Origin of the sequence: Acetivibrio saccincola, from assembly GCF_002844395.1 — a bacterium.
Classification (GTDB): Bacteria; Bacillota; Clostridia; order Acetivibrionales; family Acetivibrionaceae; genus Herbivorax; species Herbivorax saccincola.
This window is the reverse complement of sequence record NZ_CP025197.1, coordinates 783,741-804,251: the sequence shown is the minus strand read 5'-3', so window position 1 is coordinate 804,251 and position 20,511 is coordinate 783,741. Positions and strand designations below refer to the sequence as shown.

Genomic DNA, 20,511 nt, shown 5'->3' with positions numbered 1-20,511 from the left:
TTTGCTTAATTAATATCTTAACAGGATGTCATCTTCTTTTCAATTATATATGGTATTTTATGTCTCATTCCCTACAATAACTTTACGCTAACTCAAGGTTAAAGTTTTTACTTTCAAACATTACCTCGTAATCATCCGTCTTTAAGAAGTAAATGTACACGTTACTGTTCTCTTCCCTGTGTTTATATCTTGAAAAAATTCTCATATACTGCATTTAGTGTGCTAAAAACTCAAAATGCACATATGAGTTTTACGTTTTTATATTAATTGCAGCAGGTGTACCTTACTGTTTTTTGGCTTAATATGCCGTAAACTTAATTCAAGATAGAATAACAACCCTTATGGCACATAGCGTCCAAAAACAATTTTTACTTTTCCATCACTTCCGATAATAAAATCATAGTAAAAATGCTTGCAATTATCGTATTTTTTTAAAAAGCTACTGTCTAATAACGGCATTTCATAAAAACCATAGTTACTGTTATTTGGAGGTACCAACGGTACAATTTGCGTTCCGATATCCAATGGATAAGTTTCAATTTTATTTAAAACTTCAATACGAAAACCGTTAGGATTATTATCGCCTGTTCCATCAGGAATAAACTCCATCACATTTATTTTAACAGCCACAGGTTCGCCTTTTTCCATTTCAAAATCTTCTATCTTTCCGAATACTTTTTTGCCTCCCCGGGCAAGATACTGTTCCCCTTGTGTCTGCAAATCAACTACATTAAAAGGACCGCTTACAAACTTAAAGCTGTTTTTTATCTTATCAATTATATCCTTATCAACACGTTTTACATCAAAAAATATTGTAGCTCCCCTTAATGTCTCATCATCATACAAAAGCACAGGGACTTCACCATAGCTGTCTTTATATTTTCCTTCCGACTTGCCGTCAAAGTCATATGGAACTAAAGCAATTGCACCTACATCCCCCTTTCCGGTCTCATCATAAATATACCACCTAGGTTCAGACAGTGCTTCTTGTTTGATATCCCAATTGTCCGGTATTTCTACAGTAAAGAAACTTGAACCCACTACCTTAAATCCTTCGTTTGACGCCTTTGGCTTTTCATCTCCCAAAAGGCTGATACTCTTAGCCACTTTTGAAACCTGTCTGGACATAGCCATATAATCATCGCTCAATTCTTCTTCCATAGGTGACTGAACATCAGAAGGCCACCTTATATAATAGGTATAGCCATTGCCTTGAAGAAGAATTTGCTGCATCTGAGGAGCCTGCTGCATATCTTGTTCTGTTATTAATTCTCCTACATCCCTGACTATGGTAAATAAAAGACCCATACCATTATATTGCTGGTATACTTTCTTGCTGAAAAAACCAATACTGTTTTCCCATTCTTCTACTACATACCTGTCCTCCCATTCATCTGGCAGCTCTAATGAAAATCCAAGAACTTTATTTTCATAAACTATGGTCCGTTTACCTTCTGCACCGGTATTTCCATCACTTTCCGCTCCCGTTTTATGATTTTCGTCTACTCTGTTTTTTGTCTCATCTCCTGCTTCCGCTGTTTTACTGCAGCTTATACATAATCCCATGATACCTATGAGTAAAACTACAAGTATCAGTGAAATTACACCTTTTTTCTTTTTGCGCAAATCAAATAAACTAGCAAACCTTTTTTTTAGCATTTTCTTTCCTCCTCCAAAATACGTTAAAAAAACAGCCTTTGACCTGTTCCCGCTATAAACTGACATAAGTATTGCTTCACTGTAGTCCTTTCGGTAATCCACATTTTGGTTTTTAACCACTGCAGCATCACACGATAACTCTACATCTTTGTTTGCTTCCACCGACATAATATGTACTAAAGGATTAAACCAATGAGCTGCCCTGGCAAATAAAATCACTGTCTTGTATAAAATATCCCTGCGTTTTATATGAATGGCTTCATGGCGCAGTATCATTTGTAAATGTTCCTTTGTAAAATCTATATCCGGCAATAAAAGAATTGGATTCCAAAAACCTAGAACCATAGGACTTTTTATTACCTTGCATATCTTTATAGGTATATTTTTATTAACCTTTATCTCTTCTAACACCCTTTGGTAAATATTCTGTAGATTTTTGATTTTTGCTACACTCACGAGGGTTCAGTGGGCAGGGGATATAAAAAAGGTAAAAAATACAGTTTTAATAATTAAACTCTTCTTATCATGGCTATTTAATATCGTTTATAATAACACAGAACTTCTTTATATCACCATCAGTGCCTGCAATATAAAACAAAGCATAATTACTAAACCTGTCATACATAACTATGGTATTATCATGAGTATCCTCTGTACCGTCATATATTTCTATAAATTTATTGTTTTTATAGTCATAGATAAAACGATTACTAAAACCTCCTGAATTACTCCAACTAATATATTTGGAGTCAATTTTCGGGCTACACCTAACCATTTCATCTTCCTTTCTTCTATAGCAAGGTGAATCCTCATGGACAATAGTATTAAATTTTTTATCATTTAAATTCATTAAAACAACTTCGGAATTATATGCAGTCTGATTTGGTTTATTTGGTGGTACATATATTGCAACTACTTTATCTTCAAAAATATAAGCATCGTGGTAGAAATCATCCTTTGTAAGTTGCTCTGTTTTGTCTGTTTTGATATTATAAATATATAAATCACTATATTTATACCTTGTAAATCTATACTCATAATCATCATTTAGTTCTCTGAATCTGCTCCACACAATATTATCACCGTAAATGTTGCATTCCATTATTAACTCCTTTATAACGTCACTTGTCTGTGCAATAACCTTTCTTTCTTTTGATTTGATGTCGTAACAAATCAATTCGCTTATGATTTTTGCTCCCCTGAAATCATTTCTACAGTAAACAACGACATCCTCGTTAGAAATGCTAACTTTATTTGGTGTGTAGTCAATATGCATAGGCACTTCAAACTTATTGCTAGAAAACGGACTTTTGTCAATAACTATTTGTTCCCCTGTCAATATATTTTGTGCAACAATCTGCCATTTAAAAGGTTTATTTGATGTATCCATAATTAAAACTTCATTTTCAACCCATACAATCCAATCAGAATTACACGATAAGGATTTAATAAAATTGCCTTCATCTTTTACTCTAATTATTTTTTTTAGAGAGTTATTATTTATATCATAAGCATATATATCCTTCAAATCTCCCTTAACTCCAAGAAAAACGCCTTCTCTTAATTTATCATATATAAAAATGTCCGGAATCATGTCTATTATTTTATTATCCAATCTAGATTCAATCTGGTGTGAGCTTACTCCATTGCTTATGTCATTCTCATCCTTAAACAATTCTGGCTTGTTTTTAAATAAACCACTAAAATTATTCACTAATACTCCACCCAATATTATCACAAAAAACAAAAGTAGATAAACTGACTTAAAAGTCAGTCTATCTCCCTTATTATTCTCTAATTTGTCGCTATGTTTTTTTTCTACCATACTATACCCCTCGCTTGTGTAGAGTTTGCTGTGTTTCTATAGCTTGCTTTATACGTAACAGGTACAGCAGAATTTGAGTCTGATATGTAATACATCTTATTTATATCGTTATATCCATATATGCATATATAATGGGCTGCTCCATTTTTATAATGATCATGTATGGGAGTAGTTGTTGAACCATGATTTATATTACCTATAACATTAAACCCGCTACGACCATAACCCCAAGTAATATAATATACATAATCAATTGTATAAATAACTCTTGAAGCTAAAGTACTTTCCCAACCGCTAGAGGTACCCCATGATAATAAATAACCATTTTCAGGTACATATTTGTTTAGGGTGTTTTGCCATTTAGTTGCATCAAAATTAGTGCCTGCTGTAGTAGTTCCCAAATCTTTTCTCAATGTGCTCTCGGTAGGAACAGTTGCCTTAAAATTTGGATCCCAGCTATTTGTATCAACGTAACCCTTTATAAGATTTCTTGCCGCTGCCGGTCCACAAGTATATGATAAAGCCTGCCTGAATGTGCCAACAGCATTTACTTTTACTCCTCCAGCTGCAGCTATTTCAATATCACCTTTTGCTTTTTTTAGTTTTTCCCTTTTCTCTTTTACATATTTTTCAGCCTTTTTGAATTTTTCTTGTTCCTCTTTAATTTGTTCTTTTGTAGGTTTTGTAAAGCCTTGATTTATATTTGTGTATATTTCATCGTTTGTAGCCTCGCTTGAATCAACTGCATAAACATTTGTAGCTAATAAAGAAATGCAACATAAGACTATTAAGAGTTTAACCAATTTATTCATATTTATTACCTCAAAAATTTTATTTATTTCGACTTAATCTGTTATTGCTTTAGTATCATCTTACCTGTTACATGCGGTGTAGCCATAGAAGTACCGTTCATCCTCGAATAGACATCATTACTATAGGTTGAATAGATATCAATCCCTGTATGCAAAAATATCTATATTTTGTTGGACTGAAAAATCTGCGACATTGCCAGACTTATCAATTGCACCTACTGATATTACTTCTGGATAGGCTGCTGGATATAGTGCTGTACCACCATAGTTGTTTCCGGCTGCTGTAACCATTTTAATTCCTGCTTTATCTGCCTGAATAATAATGTCATGCATTGCATTGGAGCTAGATTGCATACCAAAACTCATATTTGCAATGTTTATTTTGTTTTTGATACACCAATTAATTCCTTCAATCACATTGGAAACATAACCATTTACGCTACTATCAAAAACCTTAACCGCATAAAGTTCCGCATCAGGTGCCACACCGACAACACCTACACCATTACGGGCGGCAGCAACAATTCCTGCTAAATGAGTTCCATGTCCATTGTTATCATTTGGTGCTTTCTTTTTTTTGAAAAGCATTAAAGCCGCCTTTGATATTTACTTTTAGGTCTTGATGGTTTAAATCAATTCCTGTATCAATAATTGCTACTTTTATGCTTTTACCTGTATTTGTATCCCACTGTGCAGGTGTTCCCATCCATTCAATGCCCCACGGAATGACTTCTTCTGGTGGTGACACTACACCTAGTTTTGATGGCTTTTTTCCTTCAATGGACAAGACATAGTCGCTTTCTATGTATAATACTTCTTGCTCATCCTTGAGCTTATTTTTTTAGGTGCATTAGCAACAACACCATTAATAGAGGATAATTGATTTAATTTGACTGCCCCATGCTTTTTTAGGACAAACTCCATTTGTGTATCATTTACTTTGTTTTTAAAAACAACAATTTTCCGCTCCATAGGAACTTATGCAAAAACATTTTTAGTTGCAACTGCAAAACCTAAAACTAATATACAACATAGTACTACACTGAGTAAACTTCTGAGTTTTTTTCACATTCCCAGCTCCTTCCTCAAAAAAAATTTCCCTTCACAATTGTCTAAAAGAGGTGTAAAACGAGATTAACCTCTCTTTGTGTAGTGGCTGTGTGAACTCAAGCCACGTTTACTTTGCTGGTAAGATTGGGCTTGGGTTCTTTGTATTATCATCATATATTATCATACGAATATATTATCATACGACATGGGGGGGTGTCAATACCATACTTGGAAAGATGCGTCAATTTATTGTAGAAAAAAGAAAAATAGATGACATCCCATTTTTTATTTGTGCAGCTATTTCAAATAACGGTCTCTTAACAACGAAAGTTTTTTACATCATGTTGAGCCAATTATTTTCTTTTATAATTCCTTTTCTCGACCAGCCTTTAGGTCTTGAACTTAAACGGGATGAAAATACATGACTCACATGACCTTCAGCACTACAACCCACTATTCCTCTGTTTGACCTTATTTCTATACCATCCCAATTATTTAAAATATATCGCTTTGCATTTTTTATAGCCTCTATTTTACTTTCATTTTGAAAGCCAGCTAACTCCTTGCCTTATCCATGACGCCCCATTTCCTGATATATACACCGTCTCTAAAAAATCAACGTCATATTGTTTATATATACATTCCGATACTTCAAGCCACAAATCTTCTGAATTATTATACACACCCCCAAAATATCGAACATTCTTTAATACTTTTCTCTTCTTATTTACTTTTTTTAAAGTCAATTCCCTCATGCACATATACAAGTTTTGGCATAATTATATTTCTCTTGCCCTTCTCATTCTCTCTCAATGTGCTTTTTTGTTGTAATGCTAGTTGATAACTTTTTCAAAAAGTTTTCTGTAGGCTCATTGCTAAAACAGGCAAATGCATATAAAGAAAAGGGTGTCCCTTGTGTCAAAGTTTTCAAAGTATTATTCAAACTTGTTTTTACAGGTATGAACTTGTTTATGAATTATGAAACCGAAAATTCTGATATACATTTGCAAAGGATGTAGCCTACAGATTCCTGAATTCTATGCATATCAACTGGCAGAGATTTCTCTTGTTACTTTCTGCTAAGGTTATAAACCATCATATTGCTCCACTAACAACAGATGAACGAGCTGATGCATTTGTGATAGACGATTCCTTCTTTAGCAGGACAAGAAGCAAAGCAGTAGAACTCCTATGCTGGGTCAAAGATCATGCTGACGGTAATAAAAACAAAAAAGGCTTTCGTATGCTTACTCTTGGTTGGACAGACGGCAATTCATTTGTTCCTGTAGCCTTTAACCTCTTAAGTTCAGCAAATTCAAAGGTTCGTATCAATCCAGCGAGACAATGTATAGATAAAAGAACTGTTGGGTTTAAACGTCGTCAAAATGCCTTGACTACTTCGCCGGAATCTGCTCTTTCAATGCTGAAACAAGCTATGTCTGTGGGCATTAAGGCAAAATACGTCCTGTTTGACAGTTGGTTCTCCTTTCCGGCTACTATTATCAAGATTTGCAAAATGAATCTTAATGTAATAGCCATGTTAAAAGACACGCCAAAGATTTACTACACGTTCAATGGTGAAAAGAAATCATTACGCGAGATATACCGAACTGTCAGGAAACGTAAAGGCAAAGCTATCAGTTGTTTCCTGCGAAAGTTGATTAACATAATGTTAATCTACAAGCAAAAGTTTGTAAACAGGTGGGGAATTTTCTTTCCCGAAACCGGGTAATTAAATTTTACCACTGACACACATCAATGGAACTTACGTATTTCTCTCCTGTACCGTGCCATAATATCTCCGGCGGAATAACCTCATCCAACTCCACATCTTTCTCTGTATTAAACCTATTCTATCCCCAGTAACTTATACCATTAAGGATTCACTTTCCTATCAGGTAAAAGCATATGAATTGCCTCTTATACTTTTGGGTTACAATAGGTTTCTCTGAGTACTTGAATAATCTTTTTAATCCTGTCATCCTTTATATGATAAACGTTCTGAAGACCGTATTTGTTAGAGTCTAAAATACCGTGTGCCTTTAGCATGGCTAAATTTTGAGATAAAGCCGATTGAGATATAACAGGTATTTTTTCGTGTATTTCACTAACATTCATTGGTCTTTCTATCAAATAGCATAATATCATTAATCTATGCTGATTTGCCATAACTTTAAGCAATTCAGCTATTTCTTTTGCTTGCTGCTCCATTTTGATTCACCATCCTTCTGTACTTTAGCATGCTTATCCCTTGAGTCATTGTACCCATGGGACAATAAACGCACCATGAGCGGGGTTTGAAGAAAAACATTGTTAAAAGTCCCAAAATTGTAGACGTAAGCATAACACTGTAAAATCCAAAAGCAAATTGGGCTATCCAAGGTGATACCGTACCGGTATATGCCCAATTCCAGGGAAGTTTAATTGTCCATAAAAGGGTAACAACTTCTTTCAAGTTATTAGTTCCATTATAAACCAAATAGGTAGAGAAAACCATTATACCAAACATAGTCATAAAAAATGCTAAAAAGCCGTAGCGAAACCATTTGCTTCTTATAAATGCAGGAATGTTGCGATTTGAAGATAGATTTAACCTGCCTCCTAACAATTCAAATAACTGTCCCCTTCCACAATAGCTGTTACAATATATTTTACCTTTACCTAATATGGAAAGCAATAACGGAGTAACAAAGCAAATCATCCCTATCCAGGCAAATAAAATATTGAAAAAACCTGAAACCAAATATACTGCAGAGAATATCCATAAATATTCATTCCATTTTTTCATGACGCAGCCTCCTTTTGTAAAACCTGAATTACTGAAGCAGGACAGGTTTTCTCACACTTTTTACATCCGACACATAAATCTTCATTGACATTTGCGTAAATTCCATGAAATATGGTTATGGCCTGACGCGGACAAACTTTCTCACAAACTCCGCAAGCCACGCATTCTGTTTGATTTACTACTGCTTTTTTCATGTTATTTCCCCTTTCTGTTAGTTATTTATTGTCTATATAGAATAATGATTAGGAAATAATTATATATAAGTATTTTATAATATACTTATATTATATGTATAATATATGAATGTGTCAATGAAAATAATAAAAATACCATTGGACGAAAAAAAAGTTCATAATTTCTGCTGTGTGATTCCTTAACTGATGATAGCATCATTAATTTATAAAAATACATCACTAACTTATAAAACTACAAGAGAAATTTGTATATTCACTTACTGCTACACGGTCTCCGTTCTTTCTAAAATTTTCGAGGCTCAATCAATCGTCCTTACGGACCTCGGGCCTACTGCCTAACTGTCTACGCTTAAGCATCAATTTTGTGGGTTTAGATTTTATGTAAATCCCTCTCAACAAGAAATATTAATTAATTTTAGTTTACAAAATATACAACTGTATTCTATTTTTTATTATATAGTAATGCCAATTATTGAAGTTTTATACATAATTTTTTAATATGGCAATACTTATTTGTTTAGCAAATTTAAAAAAGTAAAAACATAAAAGTACAATGTTTATTTAATTGGCTTTTTGTCAATAATTCTATTGAGGCCCGGCTCTGTCGATAACCTGCAATGCTGGGAAGCAACAGGGAACCTGATTTTCACAATGAAGGATCTTGACACTAACCGAGTTTATTTACTCTATGACTTCAGGAAAAAACATTTCTTTAAAAGGTGTAATCCTTCAATGACATTAGTTGTATAGATAATCTTTCGGATTTCTTCCGGGAACTTATAGAATGGACTTAGTACATTCCAGTTATTTTCCCAGCTCCGTATCGCAAAAGGATAGCTTTTACCCCATTTATCCTTTAATTCATAAAGCTTCTCTAAGGCAACCTCTTCATTAATAGCTTTGTAGACTTACACCAAGCCAGAATTTTGATGATTCATTTTCTCCAATCCATATACCCAGTATGTTTTTATATCCCTCAACATTAATGCCAATAACCACATAGGCTGTACAATTACATATTCTTCCTTCATCTCTTACTTTATAATGAATGGCATTCATAAAACAAAATGTATATATAGGTTCTAAGGGTCTTTGTTGCCATTCTTTTATTTCAGGAATAATACGGTCGGTAATCCTACTAACCATTTCTGCGGATATTTCCACCCCATAAAGTTCATTTAGCTGCTCTCCAATATCCCTTGGTTGACATGCCCCTTGCATATAGAGGTATTATTTTTTCTTCTATGCCGGAAACATTTCTTTGATATTTAGGTATAATTTTAGGCTCAAACTCTCCTTTACGGTTCCTTGGAATTTGAATCTCAACTTCTCCAAATTCTCTTTTTAAAGTCTTAGTAGAATAACCATTTTTACAGTTGTCGGTATTTTTTGCACTACGTTCTTCTTTTAGCATAACCAAGCTTTTCTTCTAATTCAGCTTCCATAAGCTCTTGTATAATGTCTTTAAGATAGTTCGTGACATCAGTCACGCTTTGGAAATTATTTCCCTTAACTATTGCTTTTATCTGTTCTTTTGATAATGTTGACATAAAAAATTCCTCCTTAGCTTTTATTGTTTGTAATTCTTGCCAAGAAGGAATTTAATTATTCATCCATAGTCGAGTAGACAGATATCTTGCCATATCTGCCCCCTCACAGAACCGTACGTGCCCAATTAAGGCATACGGCTCCTCATACAATCATTCGCTTTCGCTGTTAACCCATTATGTTCACATAAATTTTCCGATTCGGAAGTGGATTTAACCTAAGGTATTTCTGGAATTTTTCTTTTGTAAAACTTCTCCTTTGACTCCTTCTGTTCAGCCACTTAAATAATATCTTTATCACTTCATATTTAAATTGCTGCAACATCGGATAATTGTCCGTAATTCCGTAATAGTGATGAAGATATATGTTTGCCAATATCGGTGAAACTACTGAACCCTGGGCTGTACCCTTGTCTGTTGCTTCAAATCTACCTCTCCCCATTATCCCTGCTTTTAGAAATCTCACTATCAGCCTTTTTATGTTTGGGTTTGCTATCCTGTGTCCTATAAACTTCATCATCCATTCATGGTCAACGTTGTTGAAGAATCCTTTTATATCTGCATCAACTATATAGTTTATCTTATCTTTTATAATTGTTTTGTTTATTGCTCTCAGCGCATCATGACAGCTCCTGTTTGGTCTGAAACCATAAGAAAAGTCAAGAAAATCTTGCTCATATCTTGTCAATTTCGTTTCCATCAATCCCTACCCCTGTGTGTAGTTAATGTTTCCTTAACAAGAGCGATTGTACGTAACCTCCTTCTCTCCTCCGGCATTACCCGGCATCATTAATACTATTAGGTTATCCGACTCCCTGACAATCTTTTGACTTCCTTCCTTTTTATCGGTTGTACATCATACTTGCTTTCGCAAGAATCGTCAGGGTCTCCCGGGTTACCGTGGAGTCTTTGTACAACATGCCCGGCTCTTTGACCCCGGGGAAGCCACATCACGCTCGCCGTTAACGCTTGGTGCAATGCTGCCTTCCTGGTTTGTGAGCCAGTCGGCCTTCCCGACTTTGTAATATTTTCGAGGCTCAATCACTCGCCCTTGCGGACTTCGGGCCTACTGCCTAACTGTCTACGCTTAAGCATCAATATCACTACTGATACTCCAAGACTCGCTACGAGTTCCTCGGCTTAAGGTTTACTCGGCGGGGTTTCCACCCGCTGTACTCCACGGCCTTGCCCGGCCGCACCACAAAATTTGTTACATTCTCAATAAAAATGGGATGCCATCTACTTTTCTTTTTCCTACAATAAATTGACGCTATCTTTATAAAATATCAACTTTACACTAAAGTACATTATATTACAATATGTAAATTATTCCAATAGTTTTTTTATTTTTTCGTCCTCTTTTTGTCAAACGTACGTTCCCCTCAGAATATAAAATCACTTCTTTATATAGCTTTATTATATAGCTTTATATATATCATTAATATTTAAAAATACCGGAAGAAAAAATCCTTCCGGCATTCTTTTTAGTATTCTGATATTTATTTTTCAACCTGACTTTTAGTCTTTTTAATTATCTTTCTCCGGTTTATTAAATTTAATTTTTATTATTTCTCCCAGCCAATCTACATACTCTACTACTAAAGAATCTCCTTCAGCTCTTAATGTACTTTCTGTTATCGATATTCAAAATAAACCTCTCCCGATTGTTTATTTTCCTGAAACATTGGCTGTAACTTTCCCCATGAAGTATAAACTTTCTGATCCTTTCTTTCCAAACTCAGCAAAATATCCCCTTTTTCATACCTTTCACCCACATTGTCGGGTAAGTATGTGTCAAATACCAGATTAACAGAATTTTTATCCCCTACCGCTTTTGTTCTTATCCTATTCATTGTTTGAAAACCGTCAATACTTATATCGCCATAATATTCATTATTTTCTTTGTAAATCTTTATTGTGTAAAACAAACTTTGGTCGGGAGGAGCAGATTCAGAAAACTCAAGTACACCTTCCCACACTTGTATTTCTGAGTCAATATCTGGTTCTTCATTTGTTTGTTCCATGACTAATGTTTCATCAGCTGTACCGCCCCATTTCCAATACTGCACCCCTCCTATTTTAAGCATTAACGGAGCAGGAGAAGGTTCATCAATTTCCAAGTCTCTCAACGGGTATATAACTTCTTCATACGGTTCCACATCCACTTTTACAGTGGTGGAATTAACCAAAGAATACCCCGTTAATGAAGACGGACTTCCTGGTATAAATTCACCACCTTCCCTAATTGTTTTTTTCATAATGGTTAAATGTAATAAATCGCCGTTTATAATTTCCCAATTTCCTGAAATGTCAATAACACGTCTTTCCTCATCTGCTAAGCTGTATTTAAATATAAAAGTACCGTCTTCAGAAAAAATGTAGTAGTCACCATATGCTGCCGTCATAGAAGGGCTTCTATGCCAGCCACCTGCACCTACTAAAATTTTTCTGTATTTTTCCCTTTCATTTTTATTTTCATCTAATAAATCATTTTCTAAATCATTTTCATCCGGGGTTAAAATATTTTCATTTTCCCCCGGTACATCTTCCTTTTCTCCTGTTCTTTCATTTTCACCGGTAATCATTACGGGTCTTTTTGAATTTTCATATAGCTGACTTCCTGCTATGCCAATAAACATTCCTATGATAAGTGTTGCGAAACATAATATACACTTTTTGAACATGTATATTTCTCCTTTCCGTACAATAAAATTGATTTTTAATCATGTGTATAAAACTTATATCTATTATAATAACTCTCACTTTTATAATGTTCAAGAAAATAAACACCGTTTTTAATTGCTGAACTTCCACCTGCCTGCGATATATAAACTCCTTTGCTCGGATCATAATCACTTCCGTCCGGAGTAGGTCTGACTACTTGAACATGACCTATGCCTCCTGGTTCTTTTACTACTGATATTGTCATATATCCTTGATTAGCCCTTCTTTGAGCTTCTTCTGCACTGATTTCTCTCCATCCATAATTTGCACCCTGAGCATCTAACCAAGTTGCCAGCCTATTTGCATCAAGCTCTGTCGCATTTGCATTTGCAACATCTTGATATAATATATATCCACTGCCAAGGTTTCGTCCAATAGCTTTACCGGTTGCATCCTCCAAATTTCCTATTTCATTAATTTCTACAAACCTTGGCAATTCGACTCCCATTGCAACTGAAACATCCCATGCATATATATTGCAGAACGTAGCTCCGTTTCTTGGTTTATATCTGGGATTTGTTTCAACCATAAACTGATCTATCAATAAATTATATGCTTCCGGTGTCCTCTCTCCTGATTCATATACATATTTTGGCACTACCGCTTGATATGCTACAGTATTTGTAACATTATAATTTGAGTTTTCTTTTATTTTTGTATCCCCTGTTCTACTGTCATTTCCGGTTGGTTCATTTACAGAATTTATTATTTCATATTGATTCCTTTTAGCTATCACCCTTTGAATTGCTTCTTCTTTCGTTATAATACCGTCCTTGTTAATGTCTAAACCTGAATTGTTTTTATAAACTTTACCTTTTGTTAAGTCTGTACCGGGAAAACACTCTTCTGAACCTTTAACTCCAAGTACATAATTATTGTCTTTTCCAACTGCTATAGGCAAAAATACAGCCATATAAACATCGTATATATCATTCATTCTTCCTGAGTATGTCTTTAGATACTCATATACATAATCCAACTGTTGAATTGCTGACATATTCTTCAGTTCTTCTACCGTTGTTCCTAATCTCTCAGCTGTTGAAGGTATAAACTGAATCAGCCCGGTGGCATCTGAAGCAGGATTACGAGCTGATGGATCAAAGTTAGATTCAAAAGCAATAACTGCCATTAAATCATCCGGATTAATTTTTAGTTTTTTGCTTATTTCAAGAACCTTTTCTTTAAACTCTTCAGTAACGCACTTACCGGTCCAGTTATATTTAAAACTGTTTGAAACACTGTTATTCTGAGTAGAATTTTCTGCAGGATAAAATTCATTTGTTCCTTTTATATACGGAACTTTTTGATTTTTAAATAAATGATTCCAGGTTGTCTCTCCTACCTTGCCTTCATATTCGTCATGATTCCAAAGTCCATAATCCTCTTTATATCTGTTTACCGCTTCAAGTGTTTTTGAGTCAAATATTCCATTTACCTCTAAACCGTCTCCATACCCTAATTCAATTAATCTTTTTTGTAAAAATACTACATAAATGCTATATTCCCATGGATTATAGCTTAGTATGCCGCTTAAAACCGGTATACCCATACCATCTTTTTCTACATTGTCAATTGTAAGATAAGGTACTTTCTGATTTTTAAATAAATGATTCCAGGTAGTTTCTCCCACCTTGCCTTCATACTCACCAAAATTCCAAAGTCCATAATCCTCTTTATATCTGTTTACCGCATCAAGTGTCTTTGAGTCAAATTTACCGGTGACTTCAAGACCGTCCCCATAGCCCAGTTCAATTAACCTTTTCTGCAAAAGCGCCACATATGGGCTATACTCATCCGGATTATAGCTTAATATTCCATTTAATATCGGTAAACCTATATCATCTCTTTTTACAATTTCAATTGGTTTATTGGTTATTATAAAACCTCTCTCTATCAGCATTTTTCCTATTGAACGTACTGCCGTTCCAATTATTATAGGACTTAAAAGTATTGAATTTTTTGCAATTGTCTTTAAAAGATTTCCTAGTTTTTTACCAATTGATTTTAAACCGTTTAATATGCTTTTTATTATACCGGTCTTTGGAGTGCTGTTTTCAATTATTCTGTCTGATTCTCTTCTAAGCTCCTTTTCCATATCTTCATATTGCTTAATTGTTTCTTTTAAAAATTGTTTTACATTATTCATTATACGTTCTCTTTCGCCGACTTCTCTGATAAGGCTTGACATACTGCTGTCTATCCCGCTTCTGTTCCGGACTGTCGAATCTATATTTCTCCTTACGGTAGAAAGACTGTTCTTTATCTGTTCAAGGCTTTTTGAAAGGGAACCGACTCTTTTCTCAATATCTTTTAAAGAATCTAAGTCAATAGACATATATGACATATTTATTCCACCTTTTTTATGTTTTTTTATGGTCTTCACCATTAAATGAAAATAGTAACACAAAACCTGCCTCTTTGGCAGGACTTGTGTTTGTAAAATACAATATTTTATGGAAGTAAAGGATATATTATATATATACAGCGTATTTTATGCAAAAAGATTTGCTGTTAAGTTATTAATTGATTTATCAGATTCTGAGTATGCTTGTGCTGTTTCTTCTAAGAATTTTGAATATGATTCCACCACCTGATAATAACCTTCAAGATTGCTCTTAAATTTTTCAAACTTTGCTAAGAATGTATCTGCAGCCTCACTGTCCCACTTTTGCTTCATAGCTCTCATATCTGTTTCTATACCTTCCATTACGGATCTGAATCTTGAATTTATATTTTTTAAACTTGATGATGTTGATTTTAGCATTTCCGGCGTAACTTTAAATTCAGCCATTTTTTATTCCCCCCTTGTATTATTTTTCATAATTTAAAATGCTTACTGCTGTCTTTAACTTTACTCTTTCCCTTGTTCTTATCTTATTATTATCTTACTATTTCCTTGCTGTTGCCTTGTCCTTATCTTGTTATTGTCTTGTTATTGCCTTTCTTTTTATCTTTCTTCTTATGTTTCTTCTTATCCTTTTACCTTTTGTTTACTATCTTCCTGTTATAAGTTTTTTAGCACTGTCTCTTATGTTTGTCTCTGTCTGTCCATACACTCTTGCTGATTCTCTTAATAGTGCTGTGTAGTTTTCAAGGACTTTTTTTAAATTTTCAAACTCCTTACGGAATCCTTCTATCTGTCCTGCATAAGCCCTGTTTGCTTCCCCGGACCAGCTTTTTGACATTGAATCCACTTCACTGTAGAGTTTATTATATAAACTCACATACTCCTTTGTCTTGCCCTCTACTGAATTGGCTGTCCTTTTCAACTCCTCCGGTGTAACTGTAATTGCTCTGCTCATATTTTTACCCCCCTCATTTTTGTAATTTATTTTATGTGTATATTATAATAAATTTTTTCACCCCTGACGGATTTCCTGACGAATTGCACGATTTTTGGGATGAATTGCACTTTTTTTATTTTTCGACACTTATATTCGATTCCTGCTTCATATTCTATTCCGTTTAACTTAAAACAACCTGTGTTGCCTACTTCCCTTGTATATTCCTATAATCTAGTCAATATCTAAATTTCTGGCCAATGCCCATATTTTCAGCTTATTATCTTCACTAAAAATCCCCCAAAATTTATAATCGCCCATATCATATCTAAAACGTGTCTCTCCGCCATCTGTGGATTTTTTGTAGTTTTCCCCATAAAGTTCTTCCATTTTTTCTATTGGGTCTCCGATTTTTAATCCGCGTTCTGTGGGAATATTTCCATGTACATATATTTCGTAGATGTTGTCTTTCTTGTCAAATTCTATATGGTAATCCTTCATCCAAAACTCTTTATTTCCATAATTCCAATCATCGGGATGAGAGGTAATCTCTATTTCATTTAAAATTTCAACATTCATTTCATTTAATACCCTCTCAACTTCCTCCATAGGCATCCCTAAATACAATGCACCTTTTTCCCCATATTCAGCTTTATTAAAAAAAACTTTCTCATTGATAATTTCATAGTATTTTTCAGGCTTTTTTTCATCAAAATAAACATCTTCTATCACTCTTATGGATTTTGAATCTAATAAATGTTCCCCGTCTTTATTTGTCTCTGAAACTGAATAAGTTTTGCTGGTTTTTTCTAAAAAATCAATAATTTTTATTTCTCCGCTGGCTGTTGTATTAGAATATGCTAATATTCGTTCTTCTACAAGTTTCAGTCTTCCGTCAATCATTTTAAACTTTTCTGTAGTACCCCACCTATCCGAACTTCCTCCATAATTTTTAATTTCTAATGTTTTATTTTCTATTTTTGTTCCACTATATGGGTCACCAAATGGGCCACCATCTTCACTGCCTAATACCAGATCATTTTTATCAATTAAAATATCATATCCATTTTGTTCATTAGATAATAACACATAAAGCTGCCTGTCTTCATATGTTAAACCCGGAGTTTTTTCAACGACAACAGCGATGTCCAAAACATCATCATTGTTTAAAATACCCTTTGAAACATCAAAAATTGAGTATTCTTCCGGCAACTGTATTTTAGTATAGTCATTTAAAAGTGCACCGGCATTTTCTACTAAAATATCTTTCACTTCTTTGCCGTTAACTTCAGTAAATGCAAGTTCTTCACTGTTAATTTTTTCTTCATCTCCTGCATTTGCTTCTGTGTTCCTGTCATACTCACTGTCCTTATCTGTAACATCCTTTTCTGCATCATTATTATATTTAACATCTCCTGCATCATCAACATCTTCCGAATTTTTTGCAACACAAGATGATAATAAAGCTAAAGCCAATATAATAAATATAATCAAACAATTCTTCTTTATAATTTTTATCATCTTTAATCAAACTCCTTTCTAAAATCTATTGTATGTTTTCTGACAAACGCACGATTTTTAGAATGAAATACATTTTAACATCAATTTTTTATAAAATTAAATTTTTATAATTACTGCGTTCCCATATAACCAATTGATACATTAGAAGGTATCTGTCCATATGTAGTTCCTCCGTTTATTCCATATCCATCAATCTCAATATGATTTAAGTTATATGCTCTATATCTTACTTCATTGCCTGCATTCCCCTCAATAGTATATACTGTTTGCGTTTCAGGATCATATGCCACCACTATTCCACCATGTTTGTAATTTCTCTTTTCTTGAGATACATTATCCACATGCTCAAGTCCTTCTGAAAATATAATTGTATCTCCTGCTTTAGGAATGTATCCGGATTCTCTTGTCCTGTAATTTCCTTTATCCATGTATCCACATTTCATATAAAAGGCATGGGCCGCTTTTGGAACAACATCTCCCAGGATACCTGCCTGGTCTGCGCACCAAGATATGAACATAACGCACCAAGCTTCACCATTCATGCCATACCATTCTCCATATTTTGTTATATTCACTCCTTTCTCTGCATATCCAAATTCACCGGAAGCTATAGAAAGGAATTTATCAACATTTACATTTCCGGTTGATATTGAATTATTGTCGGTTAGTGTATTATTAACCGGAGCACTGTTGGCTTTTGGTATTTTTATTACTTGCCCTACAACAATTAAATTCACATTTTGTATTTTATTAAATCTTGCTAATTCCTCTACGCTTGTATTGAACATTTTTGCTATTTTACTTAAAGTATCTCCGCTTTTTACCACATATTCAGTTATATTAGCTGCACACTTGCTGTATCATTTCCCGAAGACGTTTCCTGCTGTTTGTTTTTGTTGCTATTACTAATAGCTCCTACTTCAGACTTATTTCCTGCACCATCATACAGTAAAGCTTTTTCATAAGTTACATTTCTTCTTTCCTTATACACACCCATTGTGCTGTCTTCCAGTGCTGCTTTATGAAGGGCTTCTAAAGTAACTTCTCCATTAGCTTGGACTTTTTCTACAATTGCTTTAGTACTTTTCGGGCTTTGATTGTATAAATCTGCAAAATACAATAAAGCTCTTGCATCAGTTATTCCCCAATTTTTTCCGACCCTAATGTAATCGCCCACATCATTAATCATTGTTTCGTTTTGAACTTCTATTCCCTCAGGAGTAGTTAATAATTTTGAAACTGCCTCAGCTTCTTTTTCATTTAAAGGACGGCTTATAAAAACACTCCTGTCCTGCATAAGTTCTTCATAAATAGTAGTACCTGTTAAAATTTGTTTAGCCTGTTCTGGATTTTTGTCTTTTATCTTTTTCAGTAAATCATGTGCTCTTACACCATACCATTGTAATCTACCAATACTCAAGGAATACGGTGCTGATGGTGAACCGGTCCCGTCTTTACGGTTAACAGTTCCGTACCCACGACTTTCATTTTCACTTATTATCTTTGCCGCTGTTTCTATAAACTCAAGTGTTTCACTTACATCTATATTTTGATTTTTATTTGAATCATGTTCATTTATTCCACCTATAAAAGGTACCTTCTGATTTTTAAATAAATGATTCCAGGTGGTTTCTCCTACCTTGCCTTCATATTCGTCATGATTCCAAAGTCCATAATCCTCTTTATATCTGTTTACCGCTTCAAGTGTCTTTGAGTCAAATATTCCATTTACTTCTATATCATCTCCGTATCCTAATTCAATTAACCTTTTTTGCAGAAATACTACATAAATGTTATATTCCCATGGATTATAGCTTAGTATGCTGTTAAAAACCGGTATACCCATGCTATCTCTTTCTACATTGTCAATTGTAAGATAAGGTACCTTCTGATTATTAAATAAATGATTCCAGGTAGTTTCCCCCACCTTACCTTCATACTCACCAAAGTTCCAAAGCCCATAATCCTCTTTATACCTGTTTACCGCCTCAAGTGTATCTGAATTAAATATACCATTGACTTCAAGACCGTCCCCATACCCCAGCTCAATTAATCTTTTCTGCAAAAGTACCACATATGGGCTATACTCATCCGGATTATAACTTAATATTCCGTTTAATATCGGTAAACCTATATCATCTCTTTTTACAATTTCAATTGGTTTATTGGTTATTATAAAACCTCTCTCTATCAGCATTTTTCCTATTGAACGGACTGCCGTTCCAATTATTATAGGACTTAAAAGTATTGAATTTTTTGCAATTGTCTTTAAAAGATTTCCTAGTCTTTTACCAATTGATTTTAAACCGTTTAATATGCTTTTTATTATACCGGTCTTTGGAGCACTGTTTGCAATTATTCTGTCTGATTCTCTTCTAAGTTCTTTTTCCATATCTTCATATTGTTTAACCGCTTCATTTAAAAATTGCTTTACATTATTCATTATACGTTCTCTTTCGCCAACTTCTCTGATAAGGCTTGACATACTGCTGTCTATCCCGCTTCTGTTCCGAACTGTCGAATCTATATTGCTTCTTACGGAAGAAAGACTGCTCTTTATCTTTTCAATGCTTTTTGAAAGAGAATTAACCCTTTTTTCTATATCTTTTAAAGAATTAATATCAATAGACATGTATGACATATTTATCCCCCCTTAGTTTGCGTTTTTTTAATGGTCTTCACCATTAAATGAAAATAGTAACACAAAACCTGCCTCTTTGGCAGGACTTGTGTTTTAAAATACAATATTTAATGGAAGTAAAGGATATATTATATATATATAGCTATAGCATATTTTATGCAAAAAGGTTTGCAGTTAAATTATTAATTGATTTATCAGATTCTGAGTATGCTTGTGCTGTTTCTTCTAAGAATTTTGAATATGATTCCACCACCTGATAATAACCTTCAAGATTGCTCTTAAATTTTTCAAACTTTGCTAAGAATGTATCTGCAGCCTCACTGTCCCACTTTTGCTTCATAGCTCTCATATCTGTTTCTATACCTTCCATTACGGATCTGAATCTTGAATTTATATTTTTTAAACTTGATGATGTTGATTTTAGCATTTCCGGCGTAACTTTAAATTCAGCCATTTTTTATTCCCCCCT

The 20,511-nt window shown here is 34.0% G+C and carries 23 protein-coding genes and 3 pseudogenes; 1 reads left to right on the top strand and 25 read right to left on the bottom strand.

What is annotated here, in order from left to right:
* Positions 1-339 precede the first annotated feature (339 nt).
* The 9 genes and pseudogenes from HVS_RS03620 to HVS_RS16235 form a co-directional block, all read right to left on the bottom strand.
* On the bottom strand, positions 340-2,070 hold the full coding sequence (locus tag HVS_RS03620; protein WP_159063371.1) for a M56 family metallopeptidase: 1,731 nt from the start codon (positions 2,068-2,070) through the stop codon (positions 340-342).
* 118 nt (positions 2,071-2,188) lie between these two features.
* Positions 2,189-3,373 (bottom strand): hypothetical protein, encoded by a 1,185-nt coding sequence (locus tag HVS_RS03615; RefSeq protein WP_159063370.1) that lies wholly within the window; start codon positions 3,371-3,373, stop codon positions 2,189-2,191.
* A 104-nt stretch (positions 3,374-3,477) separates the two neighbouring features.
* Positions 3,478-4,296, bottom strand: coding sequence for a hypothetical protein (locus tag HVS_RS03610; RefSeq protein ID WP_101299353.1), 819 nt, complete (start codon positions 4,294-4,296; stop codon positions 3,478-3,480).
* A 41-nt stretch (positions 4,297-4,337) separates the two neighbouring features.
* Complete coding sequence (locus HVS_RS17705; protein ID WP_423230879.1) at positions 4,338-4,397, bottom strand: hypothetical protein; 60 nt, start codon at positions 4,395-4,397, stop codon at positions 4,338-4,340.
* A gap of 37 nt (positions 4,398-4,434) precedes the next feature.
* Positions 4,435-4,884: a S8 family serine peptidase gene (locus HVS_RS03605; RefSeq protein ID WP_101299351.1), complete on the bottom strand. Its 450-nt coding sequence runs from the start codon at positions 4,882-4,884 to the stop codon at positions 4,435-4,437.
* On the bottom strand, positions 4,853-5,083 hold the full coding sequence (locus HVS_RS17480; RefSeq protein ID WP_101299348.1) for a S8 family serine peptidase: 231 nt from the start codon (positions 5,081-5,083) through the stop codon (positions 4,853-4,855). Before HVS_RS17480 ends, HVS_RS03605 begins: the two co-directional genes overlap by 32 nt.
* A 14-nt stretch (positions 5,084-5,097) precedes the next feature.
* Positions 5,098-5,268 (bottom strand): hypothetical protein, encoded by a 171-nt coding sequence (locus HVS_RS16435; RefSeq protein WP_157942969.1) that lies wholly within the window; start codon positions 5,266-5,268, stop codon positions 5,098-5,100.
* A 439-nt stretch (positions 5,269-5,707) separates the two neighbouring features.
* Positions 5,708-5,851, bottom strand: a pseudogene (locus HVS_RS16240) (UPF0236 family transposase-like protein); the annotation flags it as partial.
* A 34-nt stretch (positions 5,852-5,885) separates the two neighbouring features.
* The gene (locus HVS_RS16235) at positions 5,886-6,101 is read right to left on the bottom strand and encodes a UPF0236 family transposase-like protein (RefSeq protein WP_159063369.1); all 216 of its coding nucleotides are present in this window, start codon (positions 6,099-6,101) and stop codon (positions 5,886-5,888) included.
* Between the two features lie 57 nt (positions 6,102-6,158).
* Here HVS_RS16235 and HVS_RS03590 point away from each other — a divergent pair.
* Positions 6,159-6,982: pseudogene (locus HVS_RS03590) on the top strand (IS4 family transposase); the annotation flags it as partial.
* Positions 6,983-7,266: 284 nt separating this feature from the next.
* Here HVS_RS03590 and HVS_RS03580 read toward each other — a convergent pair.
* The 16 genes and pseudogenes from HVS_RS03580 to HVS_RS03515 all read right to left on the bottom strand — a co-directional run bounded on the left by HVS_RS03580 (position 7,267) and on the right by HVS_RS03515 (position 20,496).
* Positions 7,267-7,557, bottom strand: a complete 291-nt coding sequence (locus HVS_RS03580; protein ID WP_101299050.1) for an ArsR/SmtB family transcription factor — start codon at positions 7,555-7,557, stop codon at positions 7,267-7,269.
* Positions 7,529-8,134 (bottom strand): 4Fe-4S binding protein, encoded by a 606-nt coding sequence (locus HVS_RS03575; protein WP_101299344.1) that lies wholly within the window; start codon positions 8,132-8,134, stop codon positions 7,529-7,531. The genes HVS_RS03580 and HVS_RS03575 overlap by 29 nt, the downstream gene beginning before the upstream one ends.
* A complete protein-coding gene (locus HVS_RS03570) occupies positions 8,131-8,328 on the bottom strand; it encodes an ATP-binding protein (RefSeq protein WP_101299342.1) in 198 nt (65 codons plus the stop codon). The genes HVS_RS03575 and HVS_RS03570 overlap by 4 nt, the downstream gene beginning before the upstream one ends.
* Positions 8,329-9,014: 686 nt before the next feature.
* The gene (locus HVS_RS16975; RefSeq protein WP_235827750.1) at positions 9,015-9,224 is read right to left on the bottom strand and encodes a transposase; all 210 of its coding nucleotides are present in this window, start codon (positions 9,222-9,224) and stop codon (positions 9,015-9,017) included.
* Positions 9,220-9,742: pseudogene (locus HVS_RS16970) on the bottom strand (IS256 family transposase). The gene HVS_RS16975 and the pseudogene HVS_RS16970 overlap by 5 nt, the downstream one beginning before the upstream one ends.
* Complete coding sequence (locus tag HVS_RS16965; RefSeq protein ID WP_235827530.1) at positions 9,723-9,878, bottom strand: hypothetical protein; 156 nt, start codon at positions 9,876-9,878, stop codon at positions 9,723-9,725. The pseudogene HVS_RS16970 and the gene HVS_RS16965 overlap by 20 nt, the downstream one beginning before the upstream one ends.
* 166 nt (positions 9,879-10,044) lie before the next feature.
* Positions 10,045-10,575 carry a reverse transcriptase domain-containing protein gene (locus HVS_RS03560; RefSeq protein WP_101299339.1) on the bottom strand — a complete coding sequence of 177 codons (531 nt, stop codon included), beginning with the start codon at positions 10,573-10,575 and terminating at the stop codon, positions 10,045-10,047.
* 98 nt (positions 10,576-10,673) lie between these two features.
* On the bottom strand, positions 10,674-10,826 hold the full coding sequence (locus HVS_RS16430; protein ID WP_159063368.1) for a hypothetical protein: 153 nt from the start codon (positions 10,824-10,826) through the stop codon (positions 10,674-10,676).
* A 683-nt stretch (positions 10,827-11,509) separates the two neighbouring features.
* The gene (locus tag HVS_RS03550; protein ID WP_101299333.1) at positions 11,510-12,559 is read right to left on the bottom strand and encodes a DUF5991 domain-containing protein; all 1,050 of its coding nucleotides are present in this window, start codon (positions 12,557-12,559) and stop codon (positions 11,510-11,512) included.
* A 35-nt stretch (positions 12,560-12,594) separates the two neighbouring features.
* A complete protein-coding gene (locus HVS_RS03545; protein ID WP_159063367.1) occupies positions 12,595-14,943 on the bottom strand; it encodes a peptidoglycan-binding protein in 2,349 nt (782 codons plus the stop codon).
* A gap of 147 nt (positions 14,944-15,090) precedes the next feature.
* Positions 15,091-15,390: a WXG100 family type VII secretion target gene (locus HVS_RS03540; protein WP_101299261.1), complete on the bottom strand. Its 300-nt coding sequence runs from the start codon at positions 15,388-15,390 to the stop codon at positions 15,091-15,093.
* 202 nt (positions 15,391-15,592) lie between these two features.
* On the bottom strand, positions 15,593-15,901 hold the full coding sequence (locus tag HVS_RS03535) for a WXG100 family type VII secretion target (protein ID WP_101299327.1): 309 nt from the start codon (positions 15,899-15,901) through the stop codon (positions 15,593-15,595).
* A gap of 213 nt (positions 15,902-16,114) precedes the next feature.
* A complete protein-coding gene (locus tag HVS_RS03530; protein WP_101299324.1) occupies positions 16,115-17,401 on the bottom strand; it encodes a hypothetical protein in 1,287 nt (428 codons plus the stop codon).
* Between the two features lie 110 nt (positions 17,402-17,511).
* Positions 17,512-18,189, bottom strand: a complete 678-nt coding sequence (locus tag HVS_RS16750; protein WP_242971665.1) for a LysM peptidoglycan-binding domain-containing protein — start codon at positions 18,187-18,189, stop codon at positions 17,512-17,514.
* Between the two features lie 47 nt (positions 18,190-18,236).
* Positions 18,237-20,042 (bottom strand): peptidoglycan-binding domain-containing protein, encoded by a 1,806-nt coding sequence (locus HVS_RS03520; RefSeq protein WP_101299321.1) that lies wholly within the window; start codon positions 20,040-20,042, stop codon positions 18,237-18,239.
* 154 nt (positions 20,043-20,196) lie between these two features.
* The gene (locus HVS_RS03515) at positions 20,197-20,496 is read right to left on the bottom strand and encodes a WXG100 family type VII secretion target (RefSeq protein ID WP_101299261.1); all 300 of its coding nucleotides are present in this window, start codon (positions 20,494-20,496) and stop codon (positions 20,197-20,199) included.
* Positions 20,497-20,511: the final 15 nt, after the last annotated feature.